Origin of the sequence: Streptomyces chrestomyceticus JCM 4735 (assembly GCF_003865135.1) — a bacterium.
Classification (GTDB): domain Bacteria; phylum Actinomycetota; class Actinomycetes; order Streptomycetales; family Streptomycetaceae; genus Streptomyces; species Streptomyces chrestomyceticus.
Genome location: NZ_BHZC01000001.1, coordinates 3,718,134 through 3,743,067, shown reverse-complemented (window position 1 = coordinate 3,743,067; position 24,934 = coordinate 3,718,134). Strand labels below are relative to the sequence as shown.

Sequence of the window (24,934 nt, the reverse complement as noted above, 5' to 3'; positions counted from 1 at the left end):
GGCGGGACAGGTCTGCCCGTCGAACCCCCTGAATTCGAAGGACGTTTCACCATCATGCGTAAGAACATCCGTCGTTCCATCGTCGTAGCCGCCGCCGCTTCCGGTCTGTGGGCCCTCGGTTCGGTCGCCGCCAACGCGGCCGGCCTGCCCGGCACCGCCGACCTGCCCGCCACCGGCGCGGTCACGGGTGCGGTCACCGACACGGTCGGTGGCGCGGTGCGGGACAAGCTGCCGGCCGGTGACGTGGCCGGCGGCGCCGGGAAGACCGTCAAGAAGGCCGTCAAGAAGAACGTCGAGAAGACCGTGGACGGCGTGGCCGGCCAGGTCACCGGAATCACCGGTGGGGACGTCCACACCCAGGACCTGCCCGCCACCCCGAAGGTGCCCGGCACCCCGAAGCTGCCCGCCACCCCGGAACTGCCCGCGACCGGTGACCTCGGCAAGGCCGCCGACCTGAACAAGGTCACGGACCTGGGCAAGGCCGCCGACCTCGACAACACCACCGCCGACGTCCTGCCGCCCGTCGCCCAGCGCGTCGTCGGCAAGGTCGTGCCGGTCGCCCAGGGTGCCGTCGGCGGCGCCGGTCAGTTGGCCGGTGACGTGCAGGGTCAGGCGACGCCGTTCGTGCAGGGTGTGGCCGCGGACGCCACTCCGTTCGCGCAGGGCCTGGTCGGCACCGTCACGAACGACGCCTCGGGCATCGCCGGCGGCGCCACCGCCGGACTGCAGACCGCACTCCCCAGCCAGACCGTGCCCGCAGTGCCCGCCGTACCCACCGACCTGACCAACCCCGCCAACGTCCCGGCACTCCCGACCCTCCCGGGCGCCACCACCCTCCCGAACACCCTGCCCACCCTCCCGGCCACCCTCCCGACCCTCCCCACCCAGGGCGCCTGACCGCCCTCCCCACCAGGCGGCCGGGCACACGCACAGGGTGGTGTGCCGTGCGCCCGTACCGCCGTCCGTGAGGGCAGTGAGTGAGCAGCCGGGCGGTTCCCCGTGGGAAGGGAGCCGCCCGGCTTCGCGCTGGGCGCGGGACCGGACGGGCGGAGCGGGTCGTCCACCTGGCGGCCACCCGCCCGTACCCCTGTGTGATCTGTGACCACCGTCTCTGTGACTGTTATCACCGCCGCAGTGTGATCTGTGATTTAGGGCGGCCGGTCCTGCGGGGATAACCTGCGAGACGGACATGCCGCGTACCGGCCACCGTGTACGCCTCCCTCAGTGACAGCGCAGTCACGTTGCCCATCGCGGCACGCCCATGCAGACAACGAACCGCGATCACTACGGCGATTCTGAGTAGACAAGGGACGGACGCGCGTGGACCTGTTCGAGTACCAGGCGAGGGACCTCTTCGCCAAGCACGGTGTACCGGTGCTGGCCGGTGAAGTCATCGACACGCCTGAGGCGGCACGCGCGGCGACCGAGCGCCTCGGCGGCAAGTCCGTCGTCAAGGCGCAGGTGAAGGTCGGCGGCCGGGGCAAGGCCGGCGGCGTGAAGGTGGCGACGACGCCGGACGAGGCCGTCGCCCGCGCCACGGACATCCTCGGCATGGACATCAAGGGCCACACGGTCCACAAGGTGATGATCGCCGAGCTGTCCCCGGAGATCGAGGCGGAGTACTACGTCTCGTACCTCCTGGACCGCACCAACCGCACCTTCCTGGCCATGGCCTCGGTGCAGGGCGGCATGGACATCGAGGAGGTCGCGGAGAAGACCCCCGAGGCCCTCGCGAAGGTCCCGGTCGACTCCAACGAGGGTGTGACCATCGAGAAGGCCCGCGAGATCGTCGCGCAGGCGAAGTTCCCGGCCGAGGTCGCCGAGAAGGTCGCCGAGGTCATGGTGACCCTGTGGGACACCTTCGTCGCCGAGGACGCGCTCCTCGTCGAGGTCAACCCGCTGGTGAAGACCAAGGACGGCCGCATCCTGGCCCTGGACGGCAAGGTCTCGCTCGACGAGAACGCCGACTTCCGCCAGCCGGAGCACGAGGCCCTGGAGGACAAGGCCGCGGCCAACCCGCTGGAGGCCGCCGCCAAGGCCAAGGGCCTGAACTACGTCAAGCTCGACGGTCAGGTCGGCATCATCGGCAACGGCGCGGGTCTCGTCATGAGCACCCTGGACGTCGTCGCGTACGCCGGTGAGAAGCACGACAACGTCAAGCCGGCCAACTTCCTCGACATCGGCGGCGGCGCCTCCGCCGAGGTCATGGCGAACGGCCTGGAGATCATCCTCGGCGACCCGGACGTGAAGTCCGTGTTCGTCAACGTCTTCGGTGGCATCACCGCCTGTGACGAGGTCGCCAACGGCATCGTCCAGGCCCTGGAGCTGCTCAAGTCCAAGGGTGAGGACGTCACCAAGCCGCTGGTCGTCCGCCTGGACGGCAACAACGCGGAGCTCGGTCGCAAGATCCTGAGCGACGCCAACCACCCGCTGGTCCAGCGCGTGGACACCATGGACGGCGCGGCCGACAAGGCCGCCGAGCTCGCCGCGGCTGCGAAGTAAGGGATAGAGGGACTCAGACCACCATGGCTATCTTCCTCACCAAGGACAGCAAGGTCATCGTCCAGGGCATGACCGGTGCCACGGGCATGAAGCACACCAAGCTCATGCTGGGCGACGGCACCAACATCGTCGGCGGCGTGAACCCGCGCAAGGCGGGCACCGAGGTCGACTTCGACGGGACCTCCGTACCCGTCTTCGGCTCGGTCGCCGAGGCGATGGAGAAGACCGGCGCCGACGTGTCCGTCATCTTCGTGCCGCCGAAGTTCGCCAAGGCCGCCGTCGTCGAGGCGATCGACGCCGAGATCGGCCTGGCCGTCGTGATCACCGAGGGCATCGCGGTGCACGACTCCGCCGCCTTCTGGGCGTACGCGTCGAGCAAGGGCAACAAGACCCGGATCATCGGCCCGAACTGCCCCGGCCTGATCACTCCCGGCCAGTCCAACGCCGGCATCATCCCGGGCGACATCACCAAGCCCGGCAAGATCGGTCTGGTGTCGAAGTCCGGCACGCTGACCTACCAGATGATGTACGAGCTGCGGGACATCGGCTTCACCTCGGCCGTCGGCATCGGTGGCGACCCGGTCATCGGCACCACCCACATCGATGCCCTGGAGGCGTTCGAGGCCGACCCGGAGACCGAGCTGATCGTCATGATCGGTGAGATCGGCGGCGACGCCGAGGAGCGTGCGGCCGACTTCATCAAGGCCAACGTCACCAAGCCGGTCGTCGGCTACGTCGCGGGCTTCACCGCGCCCGAGGGCAAGACCATGGGCCACGCCGGCGCCATCGTCTCCGGCTCCTCCGGCACCGCCCAGGCAAAGAAGGAGGCCCTGGAGGCCGCCGGCGTCAAGGTCGGCAAGACCCCGTCGGAGACCGCGCGCCTGGCGCGCGAGATCCTCGTCGGCTGATCGCGCGACGCGTCGGACGCGGGCCCGTACCCCTCATGGGGGTGCGGGCCCGCGCCTTTTCCCGTTCCCTGGCCCTGCCCCCGCTCCTTCCCCGCCTCCCCGCCCCCCGGCTACCGCGCCTCCGGAGCGAGAAGCCCCGACCGGACCACGTTCCGCCGTACCGGGCCACCGGCCGCCGTCTGCCGCCCCGTACGGGCGTGCTTCGCCTGCTCCGTACGGGGGCCCCGGGCCTTCGCGCCGGGCGTGGGGGACGCGGACACGGCCGGGGGACCGGCCTCGGGGCGGCCGGGCAGCGGGCCCGCCGCCTCGTTGACGAGGGTGAAGGCCGTGGCCGCCGCGATGACGGCCGTGAGCCCGAACGCGCCCTGCGTCATCCGGCTGACCGTCCGCTCGCCGCCCGTGCGCACGGCTTCGGCGGCAGGCGGCGCCACCGGATACAGGGCGGCCAGCCCGGCCAGCCGTTCGCGCAGGATCTCCCGCTGACGTACCGGCGTCTCGGCTGCCAGGCCGAAGGCCGGCACCCGCTCGGCCAGCGCTCGGCGCGCGTGCAGCAGCCGCCCGGCCGTCGCGGCCGTACTGGCCTCCACCTCGGCCGCCGTCTCACTAAGGCCCAGACCGAGCCCGTCGTGAAGGAGCAGTGCCCGCCGGTACACCGCAGGCAGGCTGAGTACGGCGTCCCGCAGCGCGCGCTGCGGGGGAGTGGCGGGCGGCGCGGCGGGCACCCTGGGCGACGGCCGCTGCCCGGCGCGCAGGTTCGGGCGCATACGGTGCCAGGGCGACAGCGCGTACTCGTGCACCATGGCGCGCACCCGGCCCGCCGGGTCGGGGTCGACCGCGATCTCGGGCCAGCGCTGCCAGGCCGCCTGGAACGACCGTTCGACGGCTTCCTGGGAGAGGTGGGGCAGGCCGGTGAGCACGATCGCCTGGCGGGTCAGGTCGTGCGCGTGCCGGGCGTACAGGGCGTCGAAGGCGGCTGCGGGGGTGAGGTGCGCATGTTCTACCGGCGCTGATGGGTCGTCAGTAAGGTCTACAGAGGGCGCTTCTGATGGGGCGTCGGGCGCCTCCGTCGCGGTTCCGGCGGCCTTCCCCGAACGGCCGAGGCGTCCCGTGCGCCCGAGACGCCCGATACGGCCAAGGCTGCCCGTACGTCCAGGACGGCCCGTACGCCCGGTGCGGCCCGTACGTCCAACACGTCGCGGCGACATGAAAAGGTACATAAGCATATATTGGGCGACACGTCCGGTAATTGCCTGCTCCATGGCGGAAACGTGTGTTGTTGGCAGCATGGCCGGGTGAGCCAATTGACCGACCGCGGCCCGACGTTGTCGTCGCGCGGCCGGGCCTCCACCCAGCGGTCCTCCGCGCTCGGCACCGCCTTCCTCGGCGGAGTGCTCGCGGCGGGGCTCGGGCTCGGGGCCTTCGCCGTCGCGGTACTGCTGCTCTGGGTGGCCTCCCCCTACCCGGACACCGACCCGTCGCGCGCCCTGCACCTCGCCGCCGACCTGTGGTTCCTCGCCCACGGCGGCGACCTCGTACGGACCGTGGCCGCCTCCGGCGGCGCGTCGCCCGTCGCCGTGACGCCGTTGCTCCTGATGGCCCTGCCCCTGTGGCTGCTGTACCGGTCCGCCCGGCACGTCCTCGAAGTGCCGCCGCAGCTTGCCCACCCCCCGAAATCCGCCGGCCCCGGCCTCCTCCTCCACCCCGAGGACATCGACCCGGAACCCACGCCCCGCCAACTGCTCGGCTGGCTGCTGACGGGATATCTGCTGGTCGCTGCCGCCGCCCTGCTGTACGCCTCGACGGGCCCGCTGCGCGTCGAGCCGCTCGGTGCCCTGCTGTACGTACCGCTGGTCGCCGTGGCGACCCTGGCCGTGGCGGCCTGGCACTCTCTCGGGCCCGCCGCCTTCGAGCCGCTGCCCGGCCCGGTCCAGCGCGCTTACGACATGCTGCCGACCGGGCTGCGGGCCGCACTGCGCGGCCGTCGGCTGGCCACTGCTGCGCGCGCGGGCGCCGCGGCCCTCCTGGCGCTGCTGCTGTGCGGCGCGCTGCTGGTGCTCCTCGCGCTCGGCTGGCACGCGCCTACGGTCCGGTCCGAATTCCTCGGGCTCACCCACGACTGGGCGGGCCGGTGCACCGTGCTGCTGCTCAGCCTCGTACTGCTGCCGAACACCGTCGTGTGGGGAGTGGCGTACGGGCTCGGCCCCGGCTTCACGCTCGGCGCCGGCAGCACGGTCGGCCCGCTCGCAGCCGCCGGGTATCCGGCCCTGCCGCACTTCCCGCTGCTCGGCATGGTCCCGGACGCGGGCGGCACCGGTCCGCTGCACTGGCTGACCGCCGCGGTGCCGCTCGCCGTCGGCGTGGCGCTGGCCCGGTACGCCGCGCTGCCCGCGAAGGCGTACGCGGCCGCCTCACGGGCCGGCACCTCGCCCGGAACGGACCCAACGGCCGACGTCACCCCCGCCCCGCCCACGACGGCGGACCCGGAGTGGACCGGCTGGCGCGGTACGGCCGCGGCCGCCGGGCTCGCCGCACTCGGCTGTGCGGCGGCGTCGGCGCTGCTCGCCGGACTGGCGGGCGGCGCGCTGGGCACCGCGGCGCTGGCCCGCTTCGGGCCCAGTTGGTGGCAGACGGGGCTGGCGGCGCTGAGCTGGACGGTGCTCGTCGGCGTTCCGGGCGCTCTCGTCGCGCGGGCTTGGTGGCTGCGCGGTGTGCCGCGCCCGCCGAAGCCCGTACGGACGCCGCGCGAGAAGCTCCGCAAGCGGCTGTGGCGCGGGGGCAAGCGGCTCGGCCTGGCGGTCCTCCGTGCCGCCGGACGGTGGACGGGGGCCGCCTGCCGCTTCTGCTGGGCCGCGCTGCGGCGCACGGTCCGCCGGGCCAGGAAGCGGGCCGTACAGCAGGTCGCCCGGCCGCCCCGTCACCGGGCCCGGCACCGCCGTACGCGTACGGCCGGCAGCTTCGCTCCGTACGGCTGCGGGCACCCGGGTCCGCGAACTCCGCCGCCCATGGACCCCGTGCCTCCGACGCCCTCACCCGTGTCACCCCCGCCCGCCCCCTGGCACGACGCCAGCACCCGCCGGGCCCGCTGGTCGGCGCTCCGGGCCTCCTCCGGCGGCCTGATGACCGCCTTCGAACCCGCCGCACCGTCCCATGAGGAGGTCATGGGGCACCCTTCGCTCCCCGGAAACACCTCAGCCGCCGACCCCAGGGGCGGCGGCTGAGAGGGAAGCGGGGTACGGATACGCGGCATCCGGCCCCCGGCCCGGCTACTCCTGCTCCGCCCCGAGCAGCGGGCGGAGCTGCTCGGGGAGCAGCTTCTCGCAGGAGTGCTGGGCGGACCGGGTCAGGGCGTCGTTCACGCAGGTGAAGTAGTCGCGGTAGACGAGCTGGACGGTGTAGGTGGCCGCCACCATGGCCAGCGCCAGCGAGGCGGTGACCAGGCCGGCGACCGCGGCCGTCGTCTGCGGACGGGTGGAGACGGGCGGGGTGCCGCCCGCGGTGGACGCGCCGGAGTCCGTACGGGACGGGGCCTGGCCCGAGACATCGGCGGCCGTGGCGCGCGCGCTGCCGGGCCGCGCGCCATTGCCCGTACGCGCCGCCTTGGCGCGCAGGGAGCTGACGCCCCAGTACAGGGCGAGCGTCGCCAGCAGCAGCGCGATCTCCGGCAGGTTGAACAGCACGAAGAAGAAGCCCCACATACCGGCGAGCAGTGCGTAGCGCGCGCGGCGCTGCGCGGGGTCGGTCGGGTCCCAGCGCAGCCCGCCGGAGCTTCCGGGGCCGCCCTGGCCGCCGGGCTGCTGCTGGCTGTTGCGGCCGCTCTGGCGCGTACCGAAGCCGCCGCCCTGGCGGCCCGGCTGCCGGCTGCTCCACTGATTGCCCCAGGAGGGCTGCTGCCGGTCGCCCGGCCCGTCCTGGTCGCCGTCCTGGTCCTGGCCGTGGCCGCGGGGCTGCCACGGCTGCTCGGGAGCGTCGGCGGGCGGCGGCGCGAACGGATTGTCACGGTCCCGGCCGTCCTGACCGCTTCCGCCCCGGTCGCTTCCGCCCTGTCCGTTCCCGTCCTGCCCTCCCGTTTCCTGACCGGAGGAGCCGGAGGAGCCGGAGGGGTGGGAATGAGCCCGCTCCCTGGCCGGCCCCCCGGACGAGCCCGACGGACCGGACGAGCCGGACGAGCCCGACGAATCCGGAGCGCCCGCCCCCGCCGGATCGGAGGACGGCTTGCGCTCGCGCAGCAGCACCGGCCCGGGCGCGACGGAGGGCTGGGGGCACCCCCCGGCGGTGGCCGGGAGAGGGAGGAGGAGGGCCGCGCGGCGGCGTCGGTCCGGCATCTGGAGTGTGTCTTCCCCTTGTCTCGTCCGTACGTCCGACGGGTGGCCGGGCGGGCGGATACCACGAACAGCGTGCGTTCTCACGCCCGACGCTACCTCTCGCGTGCGCCCCCGTCCCGTGGGGGCCGCGCGGTGTGCCGGTATCGTTGCTGACGGTCGGCGCCTTCGTAGGGTTCCCCGGTTTTCGGCTACCCCCGGTTTTGTACGACCGCACAACACGCATACCGCCGTACAGCAGCACCGCGCGAGAAAGAGTCCCGCCGTGGCCTCCGCTTCCCCGTCCTACGCCGTTCCCGCCGCCTCCCCGGCCCGTGTCGTCGTGCTCGTCTCCGGTTCCGGGACGAACCTTCAGGCGCTGCTCGACGCCATCGCCGCCGAGGGCGTTGCCGCGTACGGGGCGGAGGTGGTGGCCGTCGGCGCCGACCGGGACGGCATCGCCGGCCTGGAGCGCGCCGAGCGGGCCGGCCTGCCCACCTTCGTCTGCCGGGTCAAGGACCACACAGACCGGGCCGCCTGGGACCGCGCGCTCACCGAGGCGACCGCCGCCCACGAGCCCGACCTCGTCGTCTCGGCGGGCTTCATGAAGATCCTGGGCGCCGAATTCCTCGCCCGCTACGGCGACCGGATCGTCAATACGCATCCGGCCCTGCTGCCGAGTTTTCCCGGGGCCCACGGCGTGCGCGACGCGCTCGCGTACGGCGCCAAGGTCACCGGGTGCACCGTCCACTTCGTCGACGACGGCGTCGACACCGGCCCGGTCATCGCCCAGGGTGTGGTCGAGATCCGGGGCGAGGACGACGAATCCGCGCTGCACGAGCGCATCAAGGAAGTCGAGCGCAAGCTGCTCGTCGAGGTCGTGGGGCTGCTGGCCCGGCACGGCTACCGCATTGAGGGACGAAAGGTACTGATCCCGTGACCGCCGAAGCAACGAAGCGGCCCGTACGCCGGGCGCTGGTCAGCGTCTACGACAAGACGGGCCTCGAAGAACTGGCCCAGGGGCTGCACGCGGCGGGCGTCCGGCTCGTCTCGACGGGCTCGACGGCCGCGAAGATCGCGGCGGCCGGGGTCCCGGTGACCAAGGTCGAGGAGCTGACCGGCTTCCCCGAGTGCCTGGACGGCCGGGTCAAGACGCTGCACCCGAAGGTGCACGCGGGCATCCTCGCCGACCTGCGGCTGGAGGACCACCGGCGGCAGCTCGACGAGCTGGGCGTGGAGCCGTTCGACCTGGTGGTCGTCAACCTCTACCCCTTCGGCGACACCGTGGCCTCCGGCGCCGAGCCGGACGCCTGCGTGGAGCAGATCGACATCGGCGGCCCCTCGATGGTGCGCGCCGCCGCCAAGAACCACCCGTCGGTCGCCGTCGTCGTCAACCCGGACCGCTACCCGGACGTGCTCAAGAGCGTCGCGGACGGCGGCTTCGACCTTCAGGAGCGCAGGCGGCTGGCCGCCGAAGCGTTCCGGCACACCGCCGAGTACGACGTGGCCGTGGCCTCCTGGTTCGCGGGTGACTACGCGGGTGACGGCGGCGAGTTCCCCGGCTTCCTCGGCGTGACGTACGAGCGCAAGAACGTGCTGCGCTACGGCGAGAACCCGCACCAGGCGGCAGCGCTCTACACCGGCGGCTGCGGCGGCCTTGCCGAGGCCGAGCAACTGCACGGCAAGGAGATGTCGTACAACAACTACACGGACACCGACGCCGCGCGCCGGGCCGCGTACGACCACGCCGAGCCCTGCGTGGCCATCATCAAGCACGCCAACCCGTGCGGCATCGCGATCGGCACGGATGTCGCCGAGGCGCACCGCAAGGCGCACGCCTGCGACTCGCTGTCCGCCTTCGGCGGCGTCATCGCCGTCAACCGCCCGGTGTCCGTGGCGATGGCCGAGCAGGTCGCGGAGATCTTCACCGAGGTCATCGTGGCCCCGGACTACGAGGACGGCGCCGTCGAGGTGCTGGCCCGCAAGAAGAACATCCGGGTGCTGCGCTGCCCCGAGGGCCCGCAGCCACCGGCCGAGTTCAAGCCGATCGACGGCGGCGGCCTGGCCCAGGTCAAGGACGTCCTCCAGGCCGAGGGCGACGACCCGGCCAACTGGACGCTGGCGGCCGGCGAGGCGCTGTCCGACGCCGAGCTGGCCGAACTGGCCTTCGCCTGGCGGGCGTCGCGCGCCGTGAAGTCCAACGCGATCCTGCTGGCCAAGGACGGTGCCACGGTCGGCGTCGGCATGGGCCAGGTCAACCGGGTGGACTCGGCGAAGCTGGCCGTGCAGCGGGCGGGCGAGGAGCGGGCGCGCGGTTCCTACGCCGCCTCCGACGCGTTCTTCCCGTTCCCGGACGGTCTGGAGGTGCTGCTGGAGGCGGGCGTCAAGGCTGTCGCGCAGCCCGGCGGTTCGGTCCGTGACGAGCAGGTGATCGAGGCGGCGAAGGCCGCGGGCGTGACGATGTACCTGACCGGTACCCGGCACTTCTTCCACTGATCACCGGGTCCTGAACGGCCGAAAGGCCCGTCTCCCGCAGCACGCGGGGGCGGGCCTTTCGGCGTGCGCCGGGCGGGTGCCCGGCCGGACCGGGAAGGTCAGTACCGGGGGCGGGTGAACCACGCCTGGCTTTCCTGCTTCGCCGCGAAGACGATGACGAGGATGGACAGCACGAAGCTCGGGATGCCGTAGATCGCGATGGCGAACGGAATGCTGCACAGGACCGACACGGACCCGAAGATGATGGTGCCGATACGGATGCCGTTGGCCCCCTTGGAGAACTGGAGCGCGAGCACCAGCGCGACCGCCGCGTAGGCCGCCTGAAGGATCATGACGAAGACCATCGCGCCCTTGCCGATGGCGAACATGCTGTCGGCGTCCCCGCTGAAACCGTTGTACTGGGCGGAAGCGCTGCTGAACTGGTTCAGCGCGACGGTCACCCCGATGATGCCGAGCACGGTGATCCCGGCGAGGACGAACAGCATGACCCGGGCCGCCTTGGTGCTGCCGGGCATCTGGTGCGGCACGGGTATGCCGGGCATGCCGCCGGGGCCCATGGGACCGGCCGGGAAGGGCGCGTACGGCTGCTGAGGCTGCATCGGCTGCTGCTGCGGGTAGCCGTACTGGGGCTGGGGCGGCCCCTGGGGCGGCCCCTGCGGCGGACCGTAGGGGTTCTGGTTCGGATAGCTCACGGGCGTGTCCTTCGAGCGGTGTGACCTGGTGTCAGCCGGTCATGCACGGTTCCGGCGGTCCCGGGTGAAGTAAGAGATCGGTAAGAGCCTAAGGGGCGGCGAAGGCCCCCTCGCGCCATTTTCGCGCCAGGGGGCCCAGTGCTGGATGAGCTGCCGTACGGAGTCCTACTGAGTACGGACGACCACGGTGCTGACGATCTTGTCCGCGAACGTCTGGGACTTCTCGTCCCACAGCGGCCACCAGTAGCCGAGACCGCACAGCGGGCCGTCCACCACGTGGCAGAGCTTGCGCCCCAGGGCCAGGCCGAAGCCGAGCGGCTGTCCGGTCGCCTCGCGCACGACGCGGATGTTCAGGGCCTTCTTGCCCGGGGTCTGACCGGTGGAGCCTTCCTTGGCGATCATGAAGAGGCCGCCGGCGAGCGTGATCAGTCCGGCGATCGAGATGAGGATGAGCGCCAGGGCGGGCGTGCTGCCGACGGAGCTGTTGGCGCTGCTGTAGGCGTCCGAGATGCACTGGTAGTCGGTGCCGCAGTAGGACGTGTCCGGCCGCGTCACCTGGGTCACCGTGTTGGCGGTCACGACGGCCGCGATGATGTACAGGATCGTCGGGACGACCCCGATGATCAGACCGTCCAGCAGCGCCGCACCGACCCGCGCACCCCAGCTCGCGTAGGGCTGCGGCCCGCCCATGCCCGGCATTCCGGACTGCTGGCCGTACGGGGAACCCTGCTGCGGGTAGCCGTACGCCTGCTGCTGGGGCACCTGCGGCGGCTGGCCGTACGGGGCCTGCGGCTGCGGCGGGGCCTGCTGCGGGTAGCCGTAGCCCGGCTGGGGCTGTGCCTGCTGCGGGTAGCCGTACCCCGGCTGGGCCTGCGGCGCCTGGGGCGGCTGGCCGTACGGGTTGGGCTGCCCCTGCGGCTGGCCGTAGGGATTGTTCGGATCGCCAAAGCTCATTGGCTGGTTTCCTCCGTTGGTGTTCAGTGGGGGACGGCAGGGCGTGCTCGGAGGAAACCTTGGGATCAGTGGCCCGCCCCCCGATGATGCCTGCGGCACTGAGCGGCAATCTTTCTAGTTGCGCAATATTCTTGTCCAGTCAAGGGGGACAGGTGTTGTGCAAGTGCAATGATCGATTGCGCAATTTCATTTCGGTCATCTCCGGTCATCACTCTTGTCAGCGGCCATAGCGCGCCCCGATAGCCCGCCCTGATTGGAACGGGGCAGGCTCCATCCGGGAAGATGGGGGTATGAGCGCCCAGATTCTCGATGGCAAGGCCACCGCCGCCGCGATCAAGTCCGAACTCGCCGTCCGCGTGGAGGCACTGAAGGCCCGGGGCGTGACTCCCGGACTCGGCACCCTGCTGGTCGGCGACGACCCGGGCAGCCGCTGGTACGTCAACGGCAAGCACCGCGACTGCGCCCAGGTCGGCATCGCCTCCATCCAGAAGGAACTGCCGGACACCGCCACGCAGGAGGAGATCGAGGCCGTCGTACGGGAGCTGAACGAGGACCCGGCCTGCACCGGCTACATCGTCCAACTCCCGCTCCCCAAGGGCATCGACACCAACCGCGTCCTGGAGCTGATGGACCCGGCCAAGGACGCCGACGGCCTGCACCCGGTGAGCCTGGGCCGCCTGGTCCTGGGCATCGAGGGGCCGCTGCCCTGCACCCCGTACGGCATCATCCAGCTCCTCCGCCACCACGGCGTGACGATCAACGGGGCGCACGTGGTCGTGGTCGGCCGCGGCATCACCGTCGGGCGCTCGATCCCGCTGCTGCTGACCCGCAAGTCCGAGAACGCCACCGTCACCCAGTGCCACACCGGCACCCGTGACCTGGCCGCGCAGCTCAAGCAGGCCGACATCGTGGTGGCGGCCGCCGGTGTGCCGCACATCATCAAGCCCGAGGACGTCAAGCCGGGCGCGGCCGTGCTGGACGTCGGTGTCAGCCGCGACGAGCACGGCAAGATCGTCGGCGATGTGCACCCCGGCGTCGCCGAGGTCGCGGCCTGGATCTCCCCGAACCCGGGCGGCGTCGGCCCGATGACGCGTGCCCAGCTTCTGGTCAACGTCGTCGAGGCGGCCGAGCGCGCCGCGGGCTGAGCCCGCGGCCACCCGCGGCATCCGGATCGGACAGGGACAACGGACAGGGAAAGGGACGGCCACCCATGAGTGCCGAAGCGCACGCGGAAGGCGCCTCCGAACCGCAGCGGCCCTCGCGCCGCTTCCCGCGGATCACCACCGACACCGCACGGCCGGAGGGCGGCGCCCGTACGGCGCCCGGCAGTGCCGCCCCGCCCGCCCGGCAGTGGCCGCTGCTGGCCGTCATGGGCGGGGTGGCCCTCGGGCTGTTCATCGTCGCCCTCGACGGCTTCCGCATCGGGGCGATCCTGATCGGTCTGTCCCTGCTGGGCGGGGCGGTGCTGCGGCGGGTGCTGCCGAAGGTGGGCATGCTGGCCGTACGGTCCCGCTTCACGGACATGGCGACGTACGGCGGGCTGGGCGTGGCCATCGTCCTGCTGGCGCTGATGGCGCAGCCCAAGCCGTGGCTGAAGATCCCGTTCCTGGACGACCTGGTGCACTTCACGGTGTGGTGACCGGGCCGGTGCCCGGCTCCCGCACGCCATTCGCGTGACGTCCGCCCGCGCGCCGTCCCGGGGGCGGCCCGGGCGCCCCGCCGCCGACTACCTTGGCGCTCCATGGCCAAGATCAAGGTTGCCCAGCCGGTCGTCGAGCTGGACGGCGACGAGATGACCCGCATCATCTGGTCGTCCATCAGGGACACGCTGGTCCTGCCGCACCTCGACGTCGACCTGAAGTACTTCGATCTCGGCATCGAGCACCGCGACGCCACCGGCGACCAGGTCACCGTCGACGCCGCGCACGCGATCCAGCGGTACGGCGTCGGCGTCAAGTGCGCCACCGTCACCCCGGACGAGGCGCGGGTCGAGGAGTTCGGCCTGAAGGCGATGTACCGCTCGCCCGACGCGACCCTCCGGAACATCCTCGGCGGTGTCGTCTTCCGCGAGCCGGTCGTCGTGGCGAACCTGCCGCGGCCCGTACCGGGCTGGACCGAGCCCGTCGTCGTCGGCCGGCACGCCTTCGGCGACCAGTACGCCGCCACCGAACTCAGGATCCCGGGCCCCGGCACCCTCACCCTGGCCTACACGCCCCGGGACGGCGGCGACCCGGTCGAGCTGGAGGTCCACGACTTCACCGGCCCCGGCGTCGCGCTCGCCATGTACAACCACGACGCGTCGGTCCGCGACTTCGCGCGCGCCGTCTTCCGCTACGGCCTGGCCCGCTCGTACCCGGTGTACCTGTCCACCAAGAACACCGTCCTCAAGAAGTACGACGGCCGCTTCAAGGAACTCTTCCAGGAAGTGTTCGACGCCGAGTTCAAGGCCGGCTTCGACGCCCGCGGCCTGACCTACGAACACCGGCTGACCGACGACATGGCCGCCGCGGCGCTCAAGCGGCCCGGCGGCTACGTCTGGGCCTGCAAGAACTACGACGGCGACGTCCAGTCCGCCGTGCTGGCCCAGGGCTTCGGCTCGCCCGGCCTGATGACCTCCGTCCTGATGTCCGCCGACGGCCGGACCGTGCAGACCGAGGCCGCCCACGGCACGGTGACCCGGCACTACCGCCGCCACCAGCAGGGCAAGTCCACCTCGACCAACCCGATCGCCTCGGTCTTCGCGTGGACCCGCGGCCTGGCCCACCGCGGCGAACTGGACGGCACCCCCGACGTCATCCGGTTCGCCCGGACGCTGGAGCGGGTCTGCGTGGAGACGGTCGAGGGCGGCCGGATGACCAAGGACCTGGCGCTGCTCGTCTCCGCGAACCAGCCGTACCTGACCACGCAGGAGTTCCTCGACGCGCTCGACATCGGGCTGCAGAAGGCGATGGCCGACGCCTGAGGTGCTGCTCTGCCCGGCCCTCCGGCGTGCGGGAGCGGAAGTGTACGGGCGTGCACGTCCGCATGTCCGGTGCCCGAACGCTCCCGTGCGCCCGGGAGAGGGGAACTGGCATCCTGGCTCTGAGCATCCCTGTGAGTGACGACTTGAGCGACGACCGGGGCGGGCCGCGGGGGCCGCGCCTCGGCGAAGGAGCGGAACACCAGAGCACTCGACAGGCGCAACCAGGCGCATACGGGGGGTTAGGGGGAGGCAATGCCTCGCTGGAGGGCGCTACCGGAAGAACTCGATCCGCAGGTCAAGGAGTTCGCCGGCCAGTTGCGCAGACTCGTGGAGCGCAGCGGCCTGAGCGTCGCCGCCGTCGCGGACCGTACCGGGTACAGCAAGACCTCGTGGGAGCGCTACCTCAACGGACGGCTGTTGCCGCCCCAGCGCGCCGTGATCGCGCTGGCCGAGGCGACCGGCACGCACACCGGGCACCTCACCACCCTGTGGGAACTGGCCGAACGCGCCTGGAGCCGCTCGGAGATGCGGCACGACGTCACCATGGAGGCGATCCGGGTGGCCCAGGCGCGGGCCGCGCTGGGGGAGTTCGGGCCGGCGCCGGGCAAGCCGGCCAAGTCCCGTACCAAAGAGAAGCTCAAGGAGAAGGCCAAGGGGAAGGCTGAGGGGAAGGGCGCGGAGAAGGCCGAGGGGGAGGCCGGGGAGCGGGGAGGACGCAGCGCGGAGCAAAGCGCCGCCGCTCCGGCACCCGCGGCACCGCGGCGCGGTGACGAACTGCCGTCCCCCGCGGACTTCCCCGACTTCGCCACGCCCTCCGCTGCCGCTGCACCACCATCCACCGCACCACCACCCGCCGCTCCGGACGTGGCGACGCCGCCGAAGCCCGCCGCCGGTACGCCGGACGGAGACGCCCCCGACCGGCCGGACAAGGTGGTCTGGCCCCGCCTGGCCGGTTACCCGGACGCCCCTCCGGCGGCCCCGCCGCCCCGGCACGAGGCGCCCACGTACGGCAAGGTCCCGTACGACGTGCCGCGGCAGGACGCGGGCGGCCGTCCGGCGGGCGCCGACGCGGCGCGCCACCCGGGCGGCCCGGTGCCGCCCGCGCGCCCTGGCCCGGACGACACCGACCGGCAGCTCCGCCGGCGCCGCGTCACGATGTTCCTGGCGGGCGTCGTCGGCGCGCTGCTGGTGATCGCCGCCGCGGTGCTGCTGCTCGACATCGGCGGCGGCAAGGACGGCAAGCAGGCCGGGCCCGCGCCGTCGGCGTCCCCGAGCAAGAAGCCGGTGCTGCCGGCGGGGGTGAAGTGCGCCGGGGCGGACTGCGCGGGCAAGGACCCCGAGGCGATGGGGTGCGGCGGCCGGAACGCCGTCAGCCCGTCGCGCGGGTTCGCCGGAAGCTCCCTGATAGAGGTGCGCTACAGCAAGGTGTGCGGCGCGGCCTGGGCCCGTATCACCGGGGCCGCGCCGGGCGACGAGGCGTCGATCAGCTCGGCGGGCCGGACCGAGAAGGTCGCCGCCGGGCAGGACGGCGACGCGTACACCGCGATGGTCCCGGTGTCCGGGGACCCGGCCAAGGTCACCGCGTGCGGGACGACCACGGCGGGCGGGAAGGGCTGCGCGAAGCCGGTGGCGTAGCCGGTCGGGGCGTCAACAGTCTTGACGTATCGGGACGTACGCCGCATACCGACCGTTGCGGGAAGACCTCCGGCCGGGGGGATTGCCCGCGCGAATCGGGGGCAGGGGCATGGATGACCCCCCACGGGTGCGGCATCACCGGGCGGCCGTCCGCGCTCCCCCCTCCTTGAGCGGGCGGCCGCCCGCCGCGCACCCGCGGGGGCCCGCCGGACCTCCGAAGGCGGCCCGGTGAGGCGTTCCACACCGGCCCGGGGGCGGCGCGGCGCGGCGGTCCGATAGCCTGACGGCCGGGTCTCTCGACACCAAGAGATCTCGGTACATGGGCAGAAGTTCCCACCGCCACCTACGCGGCACGGGGCTCGCCCCAGAAAACAGCGCGCAGGAGATCGCCATGACCCGCACTCCCGTCAATGTCACCGTCACCGGCGCGGCCGGCCAGATCGGTTACGCCCTCCTCTTCCGCATCGCCTCCGGTCACCTGCTCGGCGCGGACGTGCCGGTCAAGCTGCGCCTCCTGGAGATTCCCCAGGGCCTGAAGGCCGCCGAGGGCACCGCCATGGAGCTCGACGACTGCGCCTTCCCGCTGCTGCGCGGCATCGACATCTCCGACGACCCGAACGTGGCCTTCGACGGCGCGAACGTGGCCCTCCTCGTCGGCGCCCGCCCCCGTACCAAGGGCATGGAGCGCGGCGACCTGCTGGAGGCCAACGGCGGCATCTTCAAGCCGCAGGGCAAGGCCATCAACGACCACGCCGCGGACGACATCAAGGTCCTGGTCGTCGGCAACCCCGCCAACACCAACGCCCTGATCGCCCAGGCCGCCGCCCCGGACGTGCCGGCCGAGCGCTTCACCGCGATGACCCGCCTGGACCACAACCGCGCCATCTCGCAGCTCGCGCAGAAGACCGGCGCGCAGGTCTCGGACATCAAGAAGCTGACGATCTGGGGCAACCACTCCGCGACCCAGTACCCGGACATCTTCCACGCCGAGATCGCCGGCAAGAACGCCGCCGAGGCCGTGAACGACCAGGCGTGGCTGGCCGACACCTTCATCCCGACCGTCGCCAAGCGCGGCGCCGCGATCATCGAGGCCCGGGGCGCCTCCTCGGCCGCCTCCGCCGCCAACGCCGCCATCGACCACGTGCACACCTGGGTCAACGGCACCGCGGACGGCGACTGGACCTCCATGGGCATCCCCTCGGACGGCTCCTACGGCGTCCCGGAGGGCCTGATCTCCTCCTTCCCGGTCACCACCAAGGACGGCAAGTACGAGATCGTCCAGGGTCTGGAGATCAACGAGTTCTCTCGTGCGCGCATCGACGCGTCCGTCCAGGAGCTCGCGGAGGAGCGCGAGGCCGTCCGCGGTCTCGGCCTCCTCTGATCCGCTGAGGGCGGCGCCCTCCGACGCGCCCGTACGGCCGGAGCCCGTACGGTTCCCCTCGGGGTTCCGTACGGGCTCCGTCGCGCTGTCAGCCCGCGGCGCCGTTCTGTCGCACCATGGGGTGAACTTTCTGGCAGGTGCCGGACAAGGCGTGCGGCCCTCCTCTATGCTGCGGCGTCCACACATCGCACACCACCTGTCACAGCGGCCGGCCGGTGCCGGCGCGCGCTTTGGGGGAACCAGGTGACTCCTACGTACGTGCCGCCGCAGTCCGGTTTGGCGGGCCGCCCGCCCGCCGTGGCGCCCCGGCACCCCAGCGCCAGCGACGCCACCCGGCTGCTGTGCGCCGGCACGTACCTCGACCCCGTCTACCGCGACGCGGTGATCGACGAGCTGTACGTCCACGAGGAGCGCCTGGCGGCGCCCTCGCTGGGGATGGACGCGGCCCGCGTGCTGGCCCACGCGCTGCGCGCCCGGCGCATGGAACTGGCCTGGGCCGGGGTCGTCCTGCTCCTGTGGATCGTCTCCCTCCCGCTCTCGTCCGGCCTGACCCTGCTGTACCTGCTGCCCGTCCTGCTGCTCTCGCTGGCCTCCTTCGTACGGGGCCGTGCCGCGCACCCGCCCTGGTACCGGCGGTTCGCGGGCTGGGTGCTGCGCTGGTACGGGCGGCTCAGCCTGGTGCTGGCGGCCGTGCTCCTGCTGACCATGGCCTTCGGGGGCTCCGAGGCGTCGGAGGGGCCGGGGTACGCCTCCTCCGGCGTCGGCAACCTGCCCGTCGACCCGGTGCTGCTGTTCCTGCCGACCGACCTCTTCGGGCTGCACCTGTTCGCGGCGCAGCACCTCCATGTCTGGGTCGCCCTCGCGCTCCCCTTCGTCCTGGCCTGGGCCGTCGGCGCGCAGCAGAACCTCGTCGCCAAGGTGCTGACCACCGAGCTGTCCAGGGACCGGTTCCCGGACGCCGCCGCCGACCCGGCCGAGCGGGCCGAGGGCACGCGCTTCCAGCGGCTGCGCCACCGCATCCGTACCGAACAGCACGGCCCGCTGGTCATGTACCGCGCCGCCGACCCGTTCTGCGGCGCGGGCACGCCGTACGAGACCTGGTCGCTGTCGGTGGAACTGCGGCCCCGCAAGGACGCGGCGCCGGGCCCGGCAGGGGACGCCGGCGGACCGGTCCCGCTGGACAACGACACCGTCCTCCAGCGGATCATTCCGCTGGTCGCGGCGCTCCGCGAGCCCTCAGCGCACGGTTCGCCGGAGGCCGCCGCCGCGGTACGGGACCGGCTGCGCGAGCTGGAGATCGACGAGTGCGTCTTCCTGCCGGTGGCCGGGCTGCCGTCCCGCGACGCCGCCCCGTACGGCCCCGACGGCTTCGCCGCGCACCGGGCCCGCGCGGTCGAGGAGGGCGGCGAGACCCGGCGGCACTTCCTGCGCGTACGGGTCGGCGGCTGGGGCGAGGGCATCGTCACCACGGTCTTCGTACGGGTCCACACGCAAGGCGGCATGCTCATGCTGGAGGTCGCGCCGCACGTGCTCTGGCCGGTGCGCGCCCTGTACCGCGAAGCCGACCGGATCGCCCACCGCCACCGCCGCAACAACCCGTTCGGCAAGGCGGTGTGGGCCCTCGCGCAGACCCCGCGCTCCGCCGGGCGCGCGGTGACGAGCCTGTGGCGCGGCTTCGTGTCCGCCTGGAGCCTGCTCACCGGCGGGCACGGCGGCGCGCTGCCCGACGGCCCGGCGGCCTCGGTCCGCGAACTGGGCTCCGACGGGGACGCCTCGCTCTTCCAGGAGATGGACGTCACCCGCTACCTGAAAAGCATTCAGGACCGGGTGGCGAGCGGTGTGCGGGGCGCGCTGTACGAAGCGGGCTGGCAGACCGACGAGTTCGAGCAGCGGGTCGTCAACGTCACCAACGGCGGGGTGTTCATCGAGTCGGCGCAGGGCGCCATCGGCATCGGCGACCACAACACGATCAGCAGCAACGGCGGGCTCGGCGGGGCGGCGGGCGCCGGGGGCGGCGGTGCCCCCAGAGCCGCCGGCGGGTCCGCCGGGCCCGGGGACACGGGCCGGTGAACCGCCCGTACGGACTCACCCCGGGCGAGGCACAATCGTGACCATGGCCGGCGCACACGGCACCACAGCGGACCAACGGGGAGGCAGACATGGCAACGGCTGACGGACGCGACCGCGGCATCCACATCGGCGAGGTGCACGGCGCCTTCGCCATCGGCGACCACAACACGGTCACCCACAACGAGAACACCCCGGGCCGCCCCGGAACCGACCCCGCGCACGAAGAACTTCTCGCCGCCGTACGCCAGTTGCGCGAAGACCTGGCCAGGGTCATCGAGACGCCGCAGGTCACCCTGCTGACCGCCGAACTGGCCGACGCGCAGGAGGAGATCGAGACCAGCGGCCGCACCGTGCCCGGCCGCCTGGACCGGCTGCGCACCGCACTGGCCGACGCGGGCGCGGTCACCGGCATGCTGGCGTCGGGCGCCGCCGTGGGGCAGGCCGTGGCCGCGCTGCTGGGAGGCTGAGCATGGGCGAGCAGGGGGCGGCGCGGGCGGGGTGCGCTGGAACGACGAGGAACAGCGCTGGGACACCGGCGGCCCGGCGCCCGCGCCGTACACCGGCCCGCCGCCGTCCAAGCCCGGCTTCGTACCCGGCCCCGCGTCCCCGCCGGAAGCGGGCTTCTTCACCGACTCCACGGCCGACGGGCCGCACCTCCCGCCCTACCCGCCGCCCGGCCCTACGGGCCACGACCCGACGGCGGCGCCCGGCACCGGCCTGTCCGCCACTCGCCCGCGCACCTGGCCGACGCCGCTCGTCGTCGGCGCGGCGGTCGCCGTGGTCGCCGTGGGGTTCGGCGGCGGCTATCTGCTGTGGGGCGGCGACGACACCGCCGTACGCACCGAACCCGGGACCGCGGTCTCCTCGCAGGGCCCGAACCGCTCAACCGCCGAACCCGGCGTACCCACCAGCACCACCACGGACGACCAGGGGCCCGGCAGCCCGTCCGGCTCGTCCTCGAACCCGGTCCCGCCCGGCTACCGTCTGGCCCGGGACCCCGCCGGCTTCTCTCTGGCCGTACCGGCGAACTGGCAGCGCAGCCAGCGCTCGGACGGCGTCTTCTACACCGCCCCCGACGAGCGCTACCTCCTCCAGATCTTCGAGGTCACCGAGCCCGACATCACCCCCCTCGAAGCCCTCAAGGCCACCTCCCAGAGCCTCGCTGACAAGCCGGGTTACGTCGAGATGAGCCTGGGCCCCGCCAAGGACGTCGGCGTCAGCTCCGGCACCGTCGAACTCGTCTACGCCTACGACAGCGAAAAGCTGGGCGTCCGCGCCCGCGTCACCGACCGCGCCTTCACCGTCCCCGACGGCCGCCAGTTCGCCGTCCTCGTCCTCGGCCCCGACGCGGAGTGGCCCGCCCAGAGCCGCATCCAGCAGACCGCGCTGAAATTCTTCGACCCTCGGCGGTCCTGATCGGTTCTGACCTGCGGCTATGGCGCTTCAGGCGCCTTTGCCCGTGAGGCGGCCGTGCAGGATCAGGCCGCGGGCCAGGCGGTACGGGGCATCAGCCCCCCGCGACCATCGGTAGCGCGGCGGCCAGACGATCTGAGGAGACGGGCACGTCGGTGGACGACATCGTCTGTTTACGGCCGGGGCGGCCCCTGGCCGGAATCGTGCGGGACTGTTCCGGTTATCGGGAGCGGCTGGCGGGCGTGGTACGGCGGCGCGAACTGCCGTCCAGTCGGGTGACGTTGGTGATCGCGTACGGTGATCCGGTCCTGGCGCCGCCGTCCCGTGCCGACCGCCTCGGCGGCCCGCGTACTTCCCTGGTCATCGGGTTGCACGACCGGCTGTCGGAGGCCGGTGTCGTGGGGGAGCAGCGCGGTGTCCTGCTGCGGGTGACCCCGCTGACGGCGTACTCGCTGCTCGGGCTGCCCATGCACCTGATCAGCAACGAGACGGCGGATCTGGGTGCGCTGCTCGGCCGGGGCGCGGCGCGGCTCGCCGAGCGGCTGGCCGAAGCGGGTGACTGGCCGCGGCGGTTCGCCATCCTGGAGAGCGCGCTCGCGGCCCGTATGGCGGGCGGGCCCCGACCGGACCCGGCCGTCGCCTGGGCCTGGCGGCGTCTCGCCGCCACGGCGGGCGGGGAGCGCGTCGACGCGCTGGCGGAGCAACTCGGGTGGAGCCGTCGGCACCTGGTACGCCGTTTCCGCGAGCAGATCGGGCCGCCGCCCAAGACCGTCGCGCGGCTGTTCCGTTTCGAGCGCGCGACGGTTCTGCTGCGGGACCGCACCACCGCCGCGCTGCCGCTGGCCACGGTCGCCGCGGAGGCCGGGTACGCCGATCAGGCCCACCTCGCGCGCGAGGTGCGCGCCTTCGCCCGGTGTACACCGCGTGAGCTGGCGACGGCGCTGCGGCAAGGGGCGTCGGGCGGGGGCGCGTCCAGGTCCCATTCGTTCAAGCTGGTGGACGTCGGCGATACCTACGGTGCGGCGCATGACCGATTCCGCCGTCACGGTTCCCACTGATACGCGTAAAGACCCGCTGACCTGGCCCTTCTTCGGCCTGGTGTTCCTGCTGCTCGTGCCCTGCTGGGTCGGCGGCGCCCTGATCGACTTACCCGGCCTGCCCAAGAACGCCCCCGTGACGGACTACGTCGCGGGCTTCACCCCGGCCCTGGCGGCCGTACTCCTCACCGCACGCGCCCATGGACGCGCGGGCGTGCGGGAACTGTGGCGGCGGGGGTGGGACCGGCGGGGGACCGGGTGGGGCTGGTGGGTGCCGGTGTTGCTGCTGAGCCCCTTCGTCTACGCGGTGACGTACGTCCTGATGCAGGTCACCGGCGCGCGGGTGCTCACGCAGCCCGCCCAGGGCTGGCTGACGGTGCTCCTGTTCGTCCCCGTCTATGCGCTGCTCGCCGTAGGGGAGGAGCTGGGCTGGTCCGGTTACGCCACCGAACCGCTCCAGCGGCGCTGGGGCGCGCTGCGGGGGAGCCTCGCCCTGGGGGCCTTCTGGTGGCTGATGCACGTTCCGTCGATCGTGCGGAGCGGGCAGGACGGCACGCTCGTCGCGCTGGGCGCGTTCGGCGCGGTCTTTCTGCGGGTGCTGTGGGTGTGGATCTTCAACAACACCGGCGGCAGCGTGTTCGCGATCATCATCGCGCACACCGTCGCCAACCTCAGCAGCTCCTTCGTTCCCTCCGTGCCCACCGCGGCCGCAGGGCCGCTCGTCGCGCTGCTGGGCCTGGCCGTCATGGCGCTGTGGGATCCGGCGACGCTCACCCGCTTCCGTGGCGCACGGAGCCGCCGTACGGGGGACACCAGGCCCCGCTGAACGGATGCTCGCCCACCCCGGCCGTGGGCCGAAAGGACCGGACCAGTGACCCGTATCGCCCCCGGCAAACCTGCATTCCGGGGGCCGGAAGAGTGAGTCGGGTCACTTTCCTCGAACGTTTCGGCATAGGTAAAGGGGTTCCGGGGAGGGGTCCTCGTTGCTGGTGTGAACCAGTGGCAACAAACCGGAAGTCGAAAGGCAGAACAGACGTGTCGGCAAGCGAGACGATTCACGTAGACGGGGTGTGGCGCTCCGCCGTATCCGGCGCCACGCGGGAGATCCTGGACCCCGCCGATGCGAAGACGCTCGAAGTCGTCGCCGAGGGCGGCGTCGAGGACGCCGACGCGGCGGTCGAGGCGGCGCGTCGCGCGTTCGACGGCGGGGCGGGTGCGTGGCCCCGCACCCTCGTCGCGGAGCGGGCCGCACTGCTGCGGCGGGTCGCGGACCTGCTCCAGCGGGACCGCGAGAAGATCGCCCTCATCGAGAGCCGGGACACCGGCAAGACCCTCGAAGAGGGCCGGGTCGACGTGGACGACGTCACCAACGCCTTCCGGTACTTCGCGGACCTGGTGATCAACGAGAGCGGCGGCCGGGTCGTGGACGCGGGCAGTCCCGACGTGCACAGCGTTGTCGTGCACGAGCCGGTCGGCGTCTGCGCGATGATCACGCCGTGGAACTACCCGCTGCTCCAGGCGAGTTGGAAGATCGCCCCGGCGCTCGCCGCGGGCAACACCTTCGTCATCAAGCCGAGTGAGGTCACGCCGCTCTCGACGGTGTATCTCGTCAAGCTGCTGGTCGAGGCCGGGCTGCCGGCCGGCGTCGCCAACATCGTCACCGGCGCGGGCCTGCCGGTCGGCCAGCGGCTGGCCGAGCACCCGGACGTGGACCTGTTCTCCTTCACGGGCGGGCTGGTCAGCGGCACGAAGGCCGGTGCGGCCGCCGTCGCGGGCGCCAAGAAGATCGCGCTGGAGCTGGGCGGCAAGAACCCGAACGTCGTCTTCGCCGACTCCTGCGCCACCGACGAGGGCTTCGACACCGCCGTCGACCAGGCGCTGAACGCCGCCTTCGCGCACAGCGGCCAGGTCTGCTCGGCCGGCGCCCGCCTGATCATCGAGGAGTCGGTGCGGGACCGTTTCGTCGCCGAACTGGCCCGCCGCGCCGAGAAGATCAAGCTGGGCCGCGGCACCGAGGAGGGCGTCGAGTGCGGCCCGCTCGTCTCGCAGCAGCAGTTGGAGAAGGTGGAGGCGTACGTGGCCTCCGCCCTTCAGGAGGGCGCGCAGTTGCGGTGCGGCGGACGCCGTCCCGAGCCCAGCGATGTCCGCCCGGCCACCGGCTACTTCTACAGCCCGACCGTCCTGGACGGCTGCCACCGCGACATGAAGGTGATCCGCGAGGAGACCTTCGGCCCGATCCTGACCGTGGAGACGTTCACGACCGAGGACGAGGCCGTCGCGCTGGCCAACGACACCGAGTACGGGCTGGCCGGCGCCGTCTGGTCGGCCGACACCGCCTGCGCCCGCCGGGTCGCCGCCCGTCTGCGGCACGGCACCATCTGGATCAACGACTTCCACCCGTACCTCCCGCAGGCCGAGTGGGGCGGCTTCGGCAAGTCCGGCATCGGCCGGGAACTGGGCCCCGCGGGTCTGGACGAGTACCGCGAGAGCAAGCACGTTTACGAGAACCTCCGGCCGGAACCGGTCCGCTGGTTCGCGGGCTGAGGCCCCGTCTGTTCACCGCACCACGCTCGCACGAACTTTGCA

At 72.6% G+C, this 24,934-nt stretch carries 21 protein-coding genes; 17 read left to right on the top strand and 4 right to left on the bottom strand.

Translation table 11 applies throughout. The annotated features are described in order from the left end of the window. Nucleotides 1–54 precede the first annotated feature (54 nt). From EJG53_RS15655 to sucD, 3 genes are all read left to right on the top strand, one after another. Entirely contained in the window at nt 55–897 is an 843-nt protein-coding gene (locus EJG53_RS15655) for a hypothetical protein (protein WP_174856415.1), read from the top strand. A 423-nt stretch (nt 898–1,320) separates the two neighbouring features. Beyond that, nucleotides 1,321–2,502, top strand: coding sequence for an ADP-forming succinate--CoA ligase subunit beta (gene sucC / locus EJG53_RS15650; RefSeq protein ID WP_030373137.1), 1,182 nt, complete (start codon nt 1,321–1,323; stop codon nt 2,500–2,502). Between the two features lie 23 nt (nt 2,503–2,525). After that, complete coding sequence (sucD, locus tag EJG53_RS15645; RefSeq protein ID WP_003986215.1) at nt 2,526–3,410, top strand: succinate--CoA ligase subunit alpha; 885 nt, start codon at nt 2,526–2,528, stop codon at nt 3,408–3,410. A 110-nt stretch (nt 3,411–3,520) separates the two neighbouring features. Here sucD and EJG53_RS15640 read toward each other — a convergent pair whose 3' ends face one another. Beyond that, nucleotides 3,521–4,327, bottom strand: a complete 807-nt coding sequence (locus EJG53_RS15640; RefSeq protein ID WP_125045359.1) for a sigma factor-like helix-turn-helix DNA-binding protein — start codon at nt 4,325–4,327, stop codon at nt 3,521–3,523. 375 nt (nt 4,328–4,702) lie between these two features. Between EJG53_RS15640 and EJG53_RS15635 the strand changes: the two genes are divergently transcribed. Beyond that, a complete protein-coding gene (locus tag EJG53_RS15635) occupies nt 4,703–6,628 on the top strand; it encodes a cell division protein PerM (RefSeq protein ID WP_125045358.1) in 1,926 nt (641 codons plus the stop codon). 45 nt (nt 6,629–6,673) lie between these two features. On the opposite strand, the gene EJG53_RS15630 is transcribed toward EJG53_RS15635, so the two are convergent. After that, nucleotides 6,674–7,732: a hypothetical protein gene (locus EJG53_RS15630; RefSeq protein WP_244955154.1), complete on the bottom strand. Its 1,059-nt coding sequence runs from the start codon at nt 7,730–7,732 to the stop codon at nt 6,674–6,676. A 262-nt stretch (nt 7,733–7,994) separates the two neighbouring features. Here EJG53_RS15630 and purN point away from each other — a divergent pair, with 262 nt between their 5' ends. Further along, nucleotides 7,995–8,648, top strand: a complete 654-nt coding sequence (purN, locus tag EJG53_RS15625) for a phosphoribosylglycinamide formyltransferase (RefSeq protein ID WP_125045357.1) — start codon at nt 7,995–7,997, stop codon at nt 8,646–8,648. Continuing rightward, nucleotides 8,645–10,204, top strand: a complete 1,560-nt coding sequence (gene purH, locus EJG53_RS15620) for a bifunctional phosphoribosylaminoimidazolecarboxamide formyltransferase/IMP cyclohydrolase (protein WP_125045356.1) — start codon at nt 8,645–8,647, stop codon at nt 10,202–10,204. Before purN ends, purH begins: the two co-directional genes overlap by 4 nt. Nucleotides 10,205–10,302: 98 nt before the next feature. Here the strand turns inward: purH and EJG53_RS15615 are convergent, their stop codons facing one another. Further along, a complete protein-coding gene (locus EJG53_RS15615) occupies nt 10,303–10,896 on the bottom strand; it encodes a hypothetical protein (protein ID WP_125045355.1) in 594 nt (197 codons plus the stop codon). Between the two features lie 165 nt (nt 10,897–11,061). Continuing rightward, nucleotides 11,062–11,850 (bottom strand): RDD family protein, encoded by a 789-nt coding sequence (locus tag EJG53_RS15610; RefSeq protein WP_125045354.1) that lies wholly within the window; start codon nt 11,848–11,850, stop codon nt 11,062–11,064. A 290-nt stretch (nt 11,851–12,140) separates the two neighbouring features. Here EJG53_RS15610 and EJG53_RS15605 point away from each other — a divergent pair, with 290 nt between their 5' ends. The 11 genes from EJG53_RS15605 (at nt 12,141) to EJG53_RS15555 (ending at nt 24,892) form a co-directional block, all read left to right on the top strand. Beyond that, nucleotides 12,141–12,995, top strand: coding sequence for a bifunctional methylenetetrahydrofolate dehydrogenase/methenyltetrahydrofolate cyclohydrolase (locus EJG53_RS15605; protein ID WP_125045353.1), 855 nt, complete (start codon nt 12,141–12,143; stop codon nt 12,993–12,995). Nucleotides 12,996–13,060: 65 nt separating this feature from the next. Then, complete coding sequence (locus EJG53_RS15600; RefSeq protein ID WP_125045352.1) at nt 13,061–13,489, top strand: DUF3017 domain-containing protein; 429 nt, start codon at nt 13,061–13,063, stop codon at nt 13,487–13,489. 102 nt (nt 13,490–13,591) lie between these two features. Continuing rightward, nucleotides 13,592–14,812, top strand: coding sequence for an NADP-dependent isocitrate dehydrogenase (locus EJG53_RS15595; protein ID WP_125045351.1), 1,221 nt, complete (start codon nt 13,592–13,594; stop codon nt 14,810–14,812). Between the two features lie 252 nt (nt 14,813–15,064). Further along, nucleotides 15,065–16,447, top strand: coding sequence for a helix-turn-helix domain-containing protein (locus EJG53_RS15590; RefSeq protein ID WP_125045350.1), 1,383 nt, complete (start codon nt 15,065–15,067; stop codon nt 16,445–16,447). Between the two features lie 391 nt (nt 16,448–16,838). Then, nucleotides 16,839–17,828 carry a malate dehydrogenase gene (locus tag EJG53_RS15585; RefSeq protein WP_125045349.1) on the top strand — a complete coding sequence of 330 codons (990 nt, stop codon included), beginning with the start codon at nt 16,839–16,841 and terminating at the stop codon, nt 17,826–17,828. Between the two features lie 243 nt (nt 17,829–18,071). Further along, nucleotides 18,072–19,898, top strand: coding sequence for a hypothetical protein (locus tag EJG53_RS15580; RefSeq protein ID WP_244955153.1), 1,827 nt, complete (start codon nt 18,072–18,074; stop codon nt 19,896–19,898). An 89-nt stretch (nt 19,899–19,987) separates the two neighbouring features. Further along, the gene (locus tag EJG53_RS15575) at nt 19,988–20,365 is read left to right on the top strand and encodes a hypothetical protein (RefSeq protein WP_125045348.1); all 378 of its coding nucleotides are present in this window, start codon (nt 19,988–19,990) and stop codon (nt 20,363–20,365) included. Between the two features lie 31 nt (nt 20,366–20,396). Further along, nucleotides 20,397–21,314, top strand: coding sequence for a hypothetical protein (locus EJG53_RS15570; RefSeq protein WP_125045347.1), 918 nt, complete (start codon nt 20,397–20,399; stop codon nt 21,312–21,314). A gap of 152 nt (nt 21,315–21,466) precedes the next feature. After that, a complete protein-coding gene (locus EJG53_RS15565) occupies nt 21,467–22,369 on the top strand; it encodes a helix-turn-helix domain-containing protein (protein ID WP_125045346.1) in 903 nt (300 codons plus the stop codon). Further along, on the top strand, nt 22,338–23,174 hold the full coding sequence (locus tag EJG53_RS15560) for a CPBP family intramembrane glutamic endopeptidase (protein ID WP_125045345.1): 837 nt from the start codon (nt 22,338–22,340) through the stop codon (nt 23,172–23,174). The genes EJG53_RS15565 and EJG53_RS15560 overlap by 32 nt, the downstream gene beginning before the upstream one ends. 209 nt (nt 23,175–23,383) lie before the next feature. Next, nucleotides 23,384–24,892, top strand: coding sequence for an aldehyde dehydrogenase family protein (locus EJG53_RS15555; protein ID WP_125045344.1), 1,509 nt, complete (start codon nt 23,384–23,386; stop codon nt 24,890–24,892). Nucleotides 24,893–24,934 lie beyond the last annotated feature (42 nt).

What these genes read in the sequence shown, in the direction of transcription:
- EJG53_RS15655 (WP_174856415.1), top strand. Translation starts at nt 55, where the DNA reads ATGCGTAAGAACATCCGTCGTTCCATCGTCGTAGCCGCCGCCGCTTCC.
- sucD (WP_003986215.1), top strand. Translation starts at nt 2,526, where the DNA reads ATGGCTATCTTCCTCACCAAGGACAGCAAGGTCATCGTCCAGGGCATG.
- EJG53_RS15630 (WP_244955154.1), bottom strand. Translation starts at nt 7,732, where the DNA reads ATGCCGGACCGACGCCGCCGCGCGGCCCTCCTCCTCCCTCTCCCGGCC.
- EJG53_RS15610 (WP_125045354.1), bottom strand. Translation starts at nt 11,850, where the DNA reads ATGAGCTTTGGCGATCCGAACAATCCCTACGGCCAGCCGCAGGGGCAG.
- EJG53_RS15605 (WP_125045353.1), top strand. Translation starts at nt 12,141, where the DNA reads ATGAGCGCCCAGATTCTCGATGGCAAGGCCACCGCCGCCGCGATCAAG.
- EJG53_RS15600 (WP_125045352.1), top strand. Translation starts at nt 13,061, where the DNA reads ATGAGTGCCGAAGCGCACGCGGAAGGCGCCTCCGAACCGCAGCGGCCC.
- EJG53_RS15595 (WP_125045351.1), top strand. Translation starts at nt 13,592, where the DNA reads ATGGCCAAGATCAAGGTTGCCCAGCCGGTCGTCGAGCTGGACGGCGAC.
- EJG53_RS15590 (WP_125045350.1), top strand. Translation starts at nt 15,065, where the DNA reads ATGCCTCGCTGGAGGGCGCTACCGGAAGAACTCGATCCGCAGGTCAAG.
- EJG53_RS15585 (WP_125045349.1), top strand. Translation starts at nt 16,839, where the DNA reads ATGACCCGCACTCCCGTCAATGTCACCGTCACCGGCGCGGCCGGCCAG.
- EJG53_RS15575 (WP_125045348.1), top strand. Translation starts at nt 19,988, where the DNA reads ATGGCAACGGCTGACGGACGCGACCGCGGCATCCACATCGGCGAGGTG.
- EJG53_RS15560 (WP_125045345.1), top strand. Translation starts at nt 22,338, where the DNA reads ATGACCGATTCCGCCGTCACGGTTCCCACTGATACGCGTAAAGACCCG.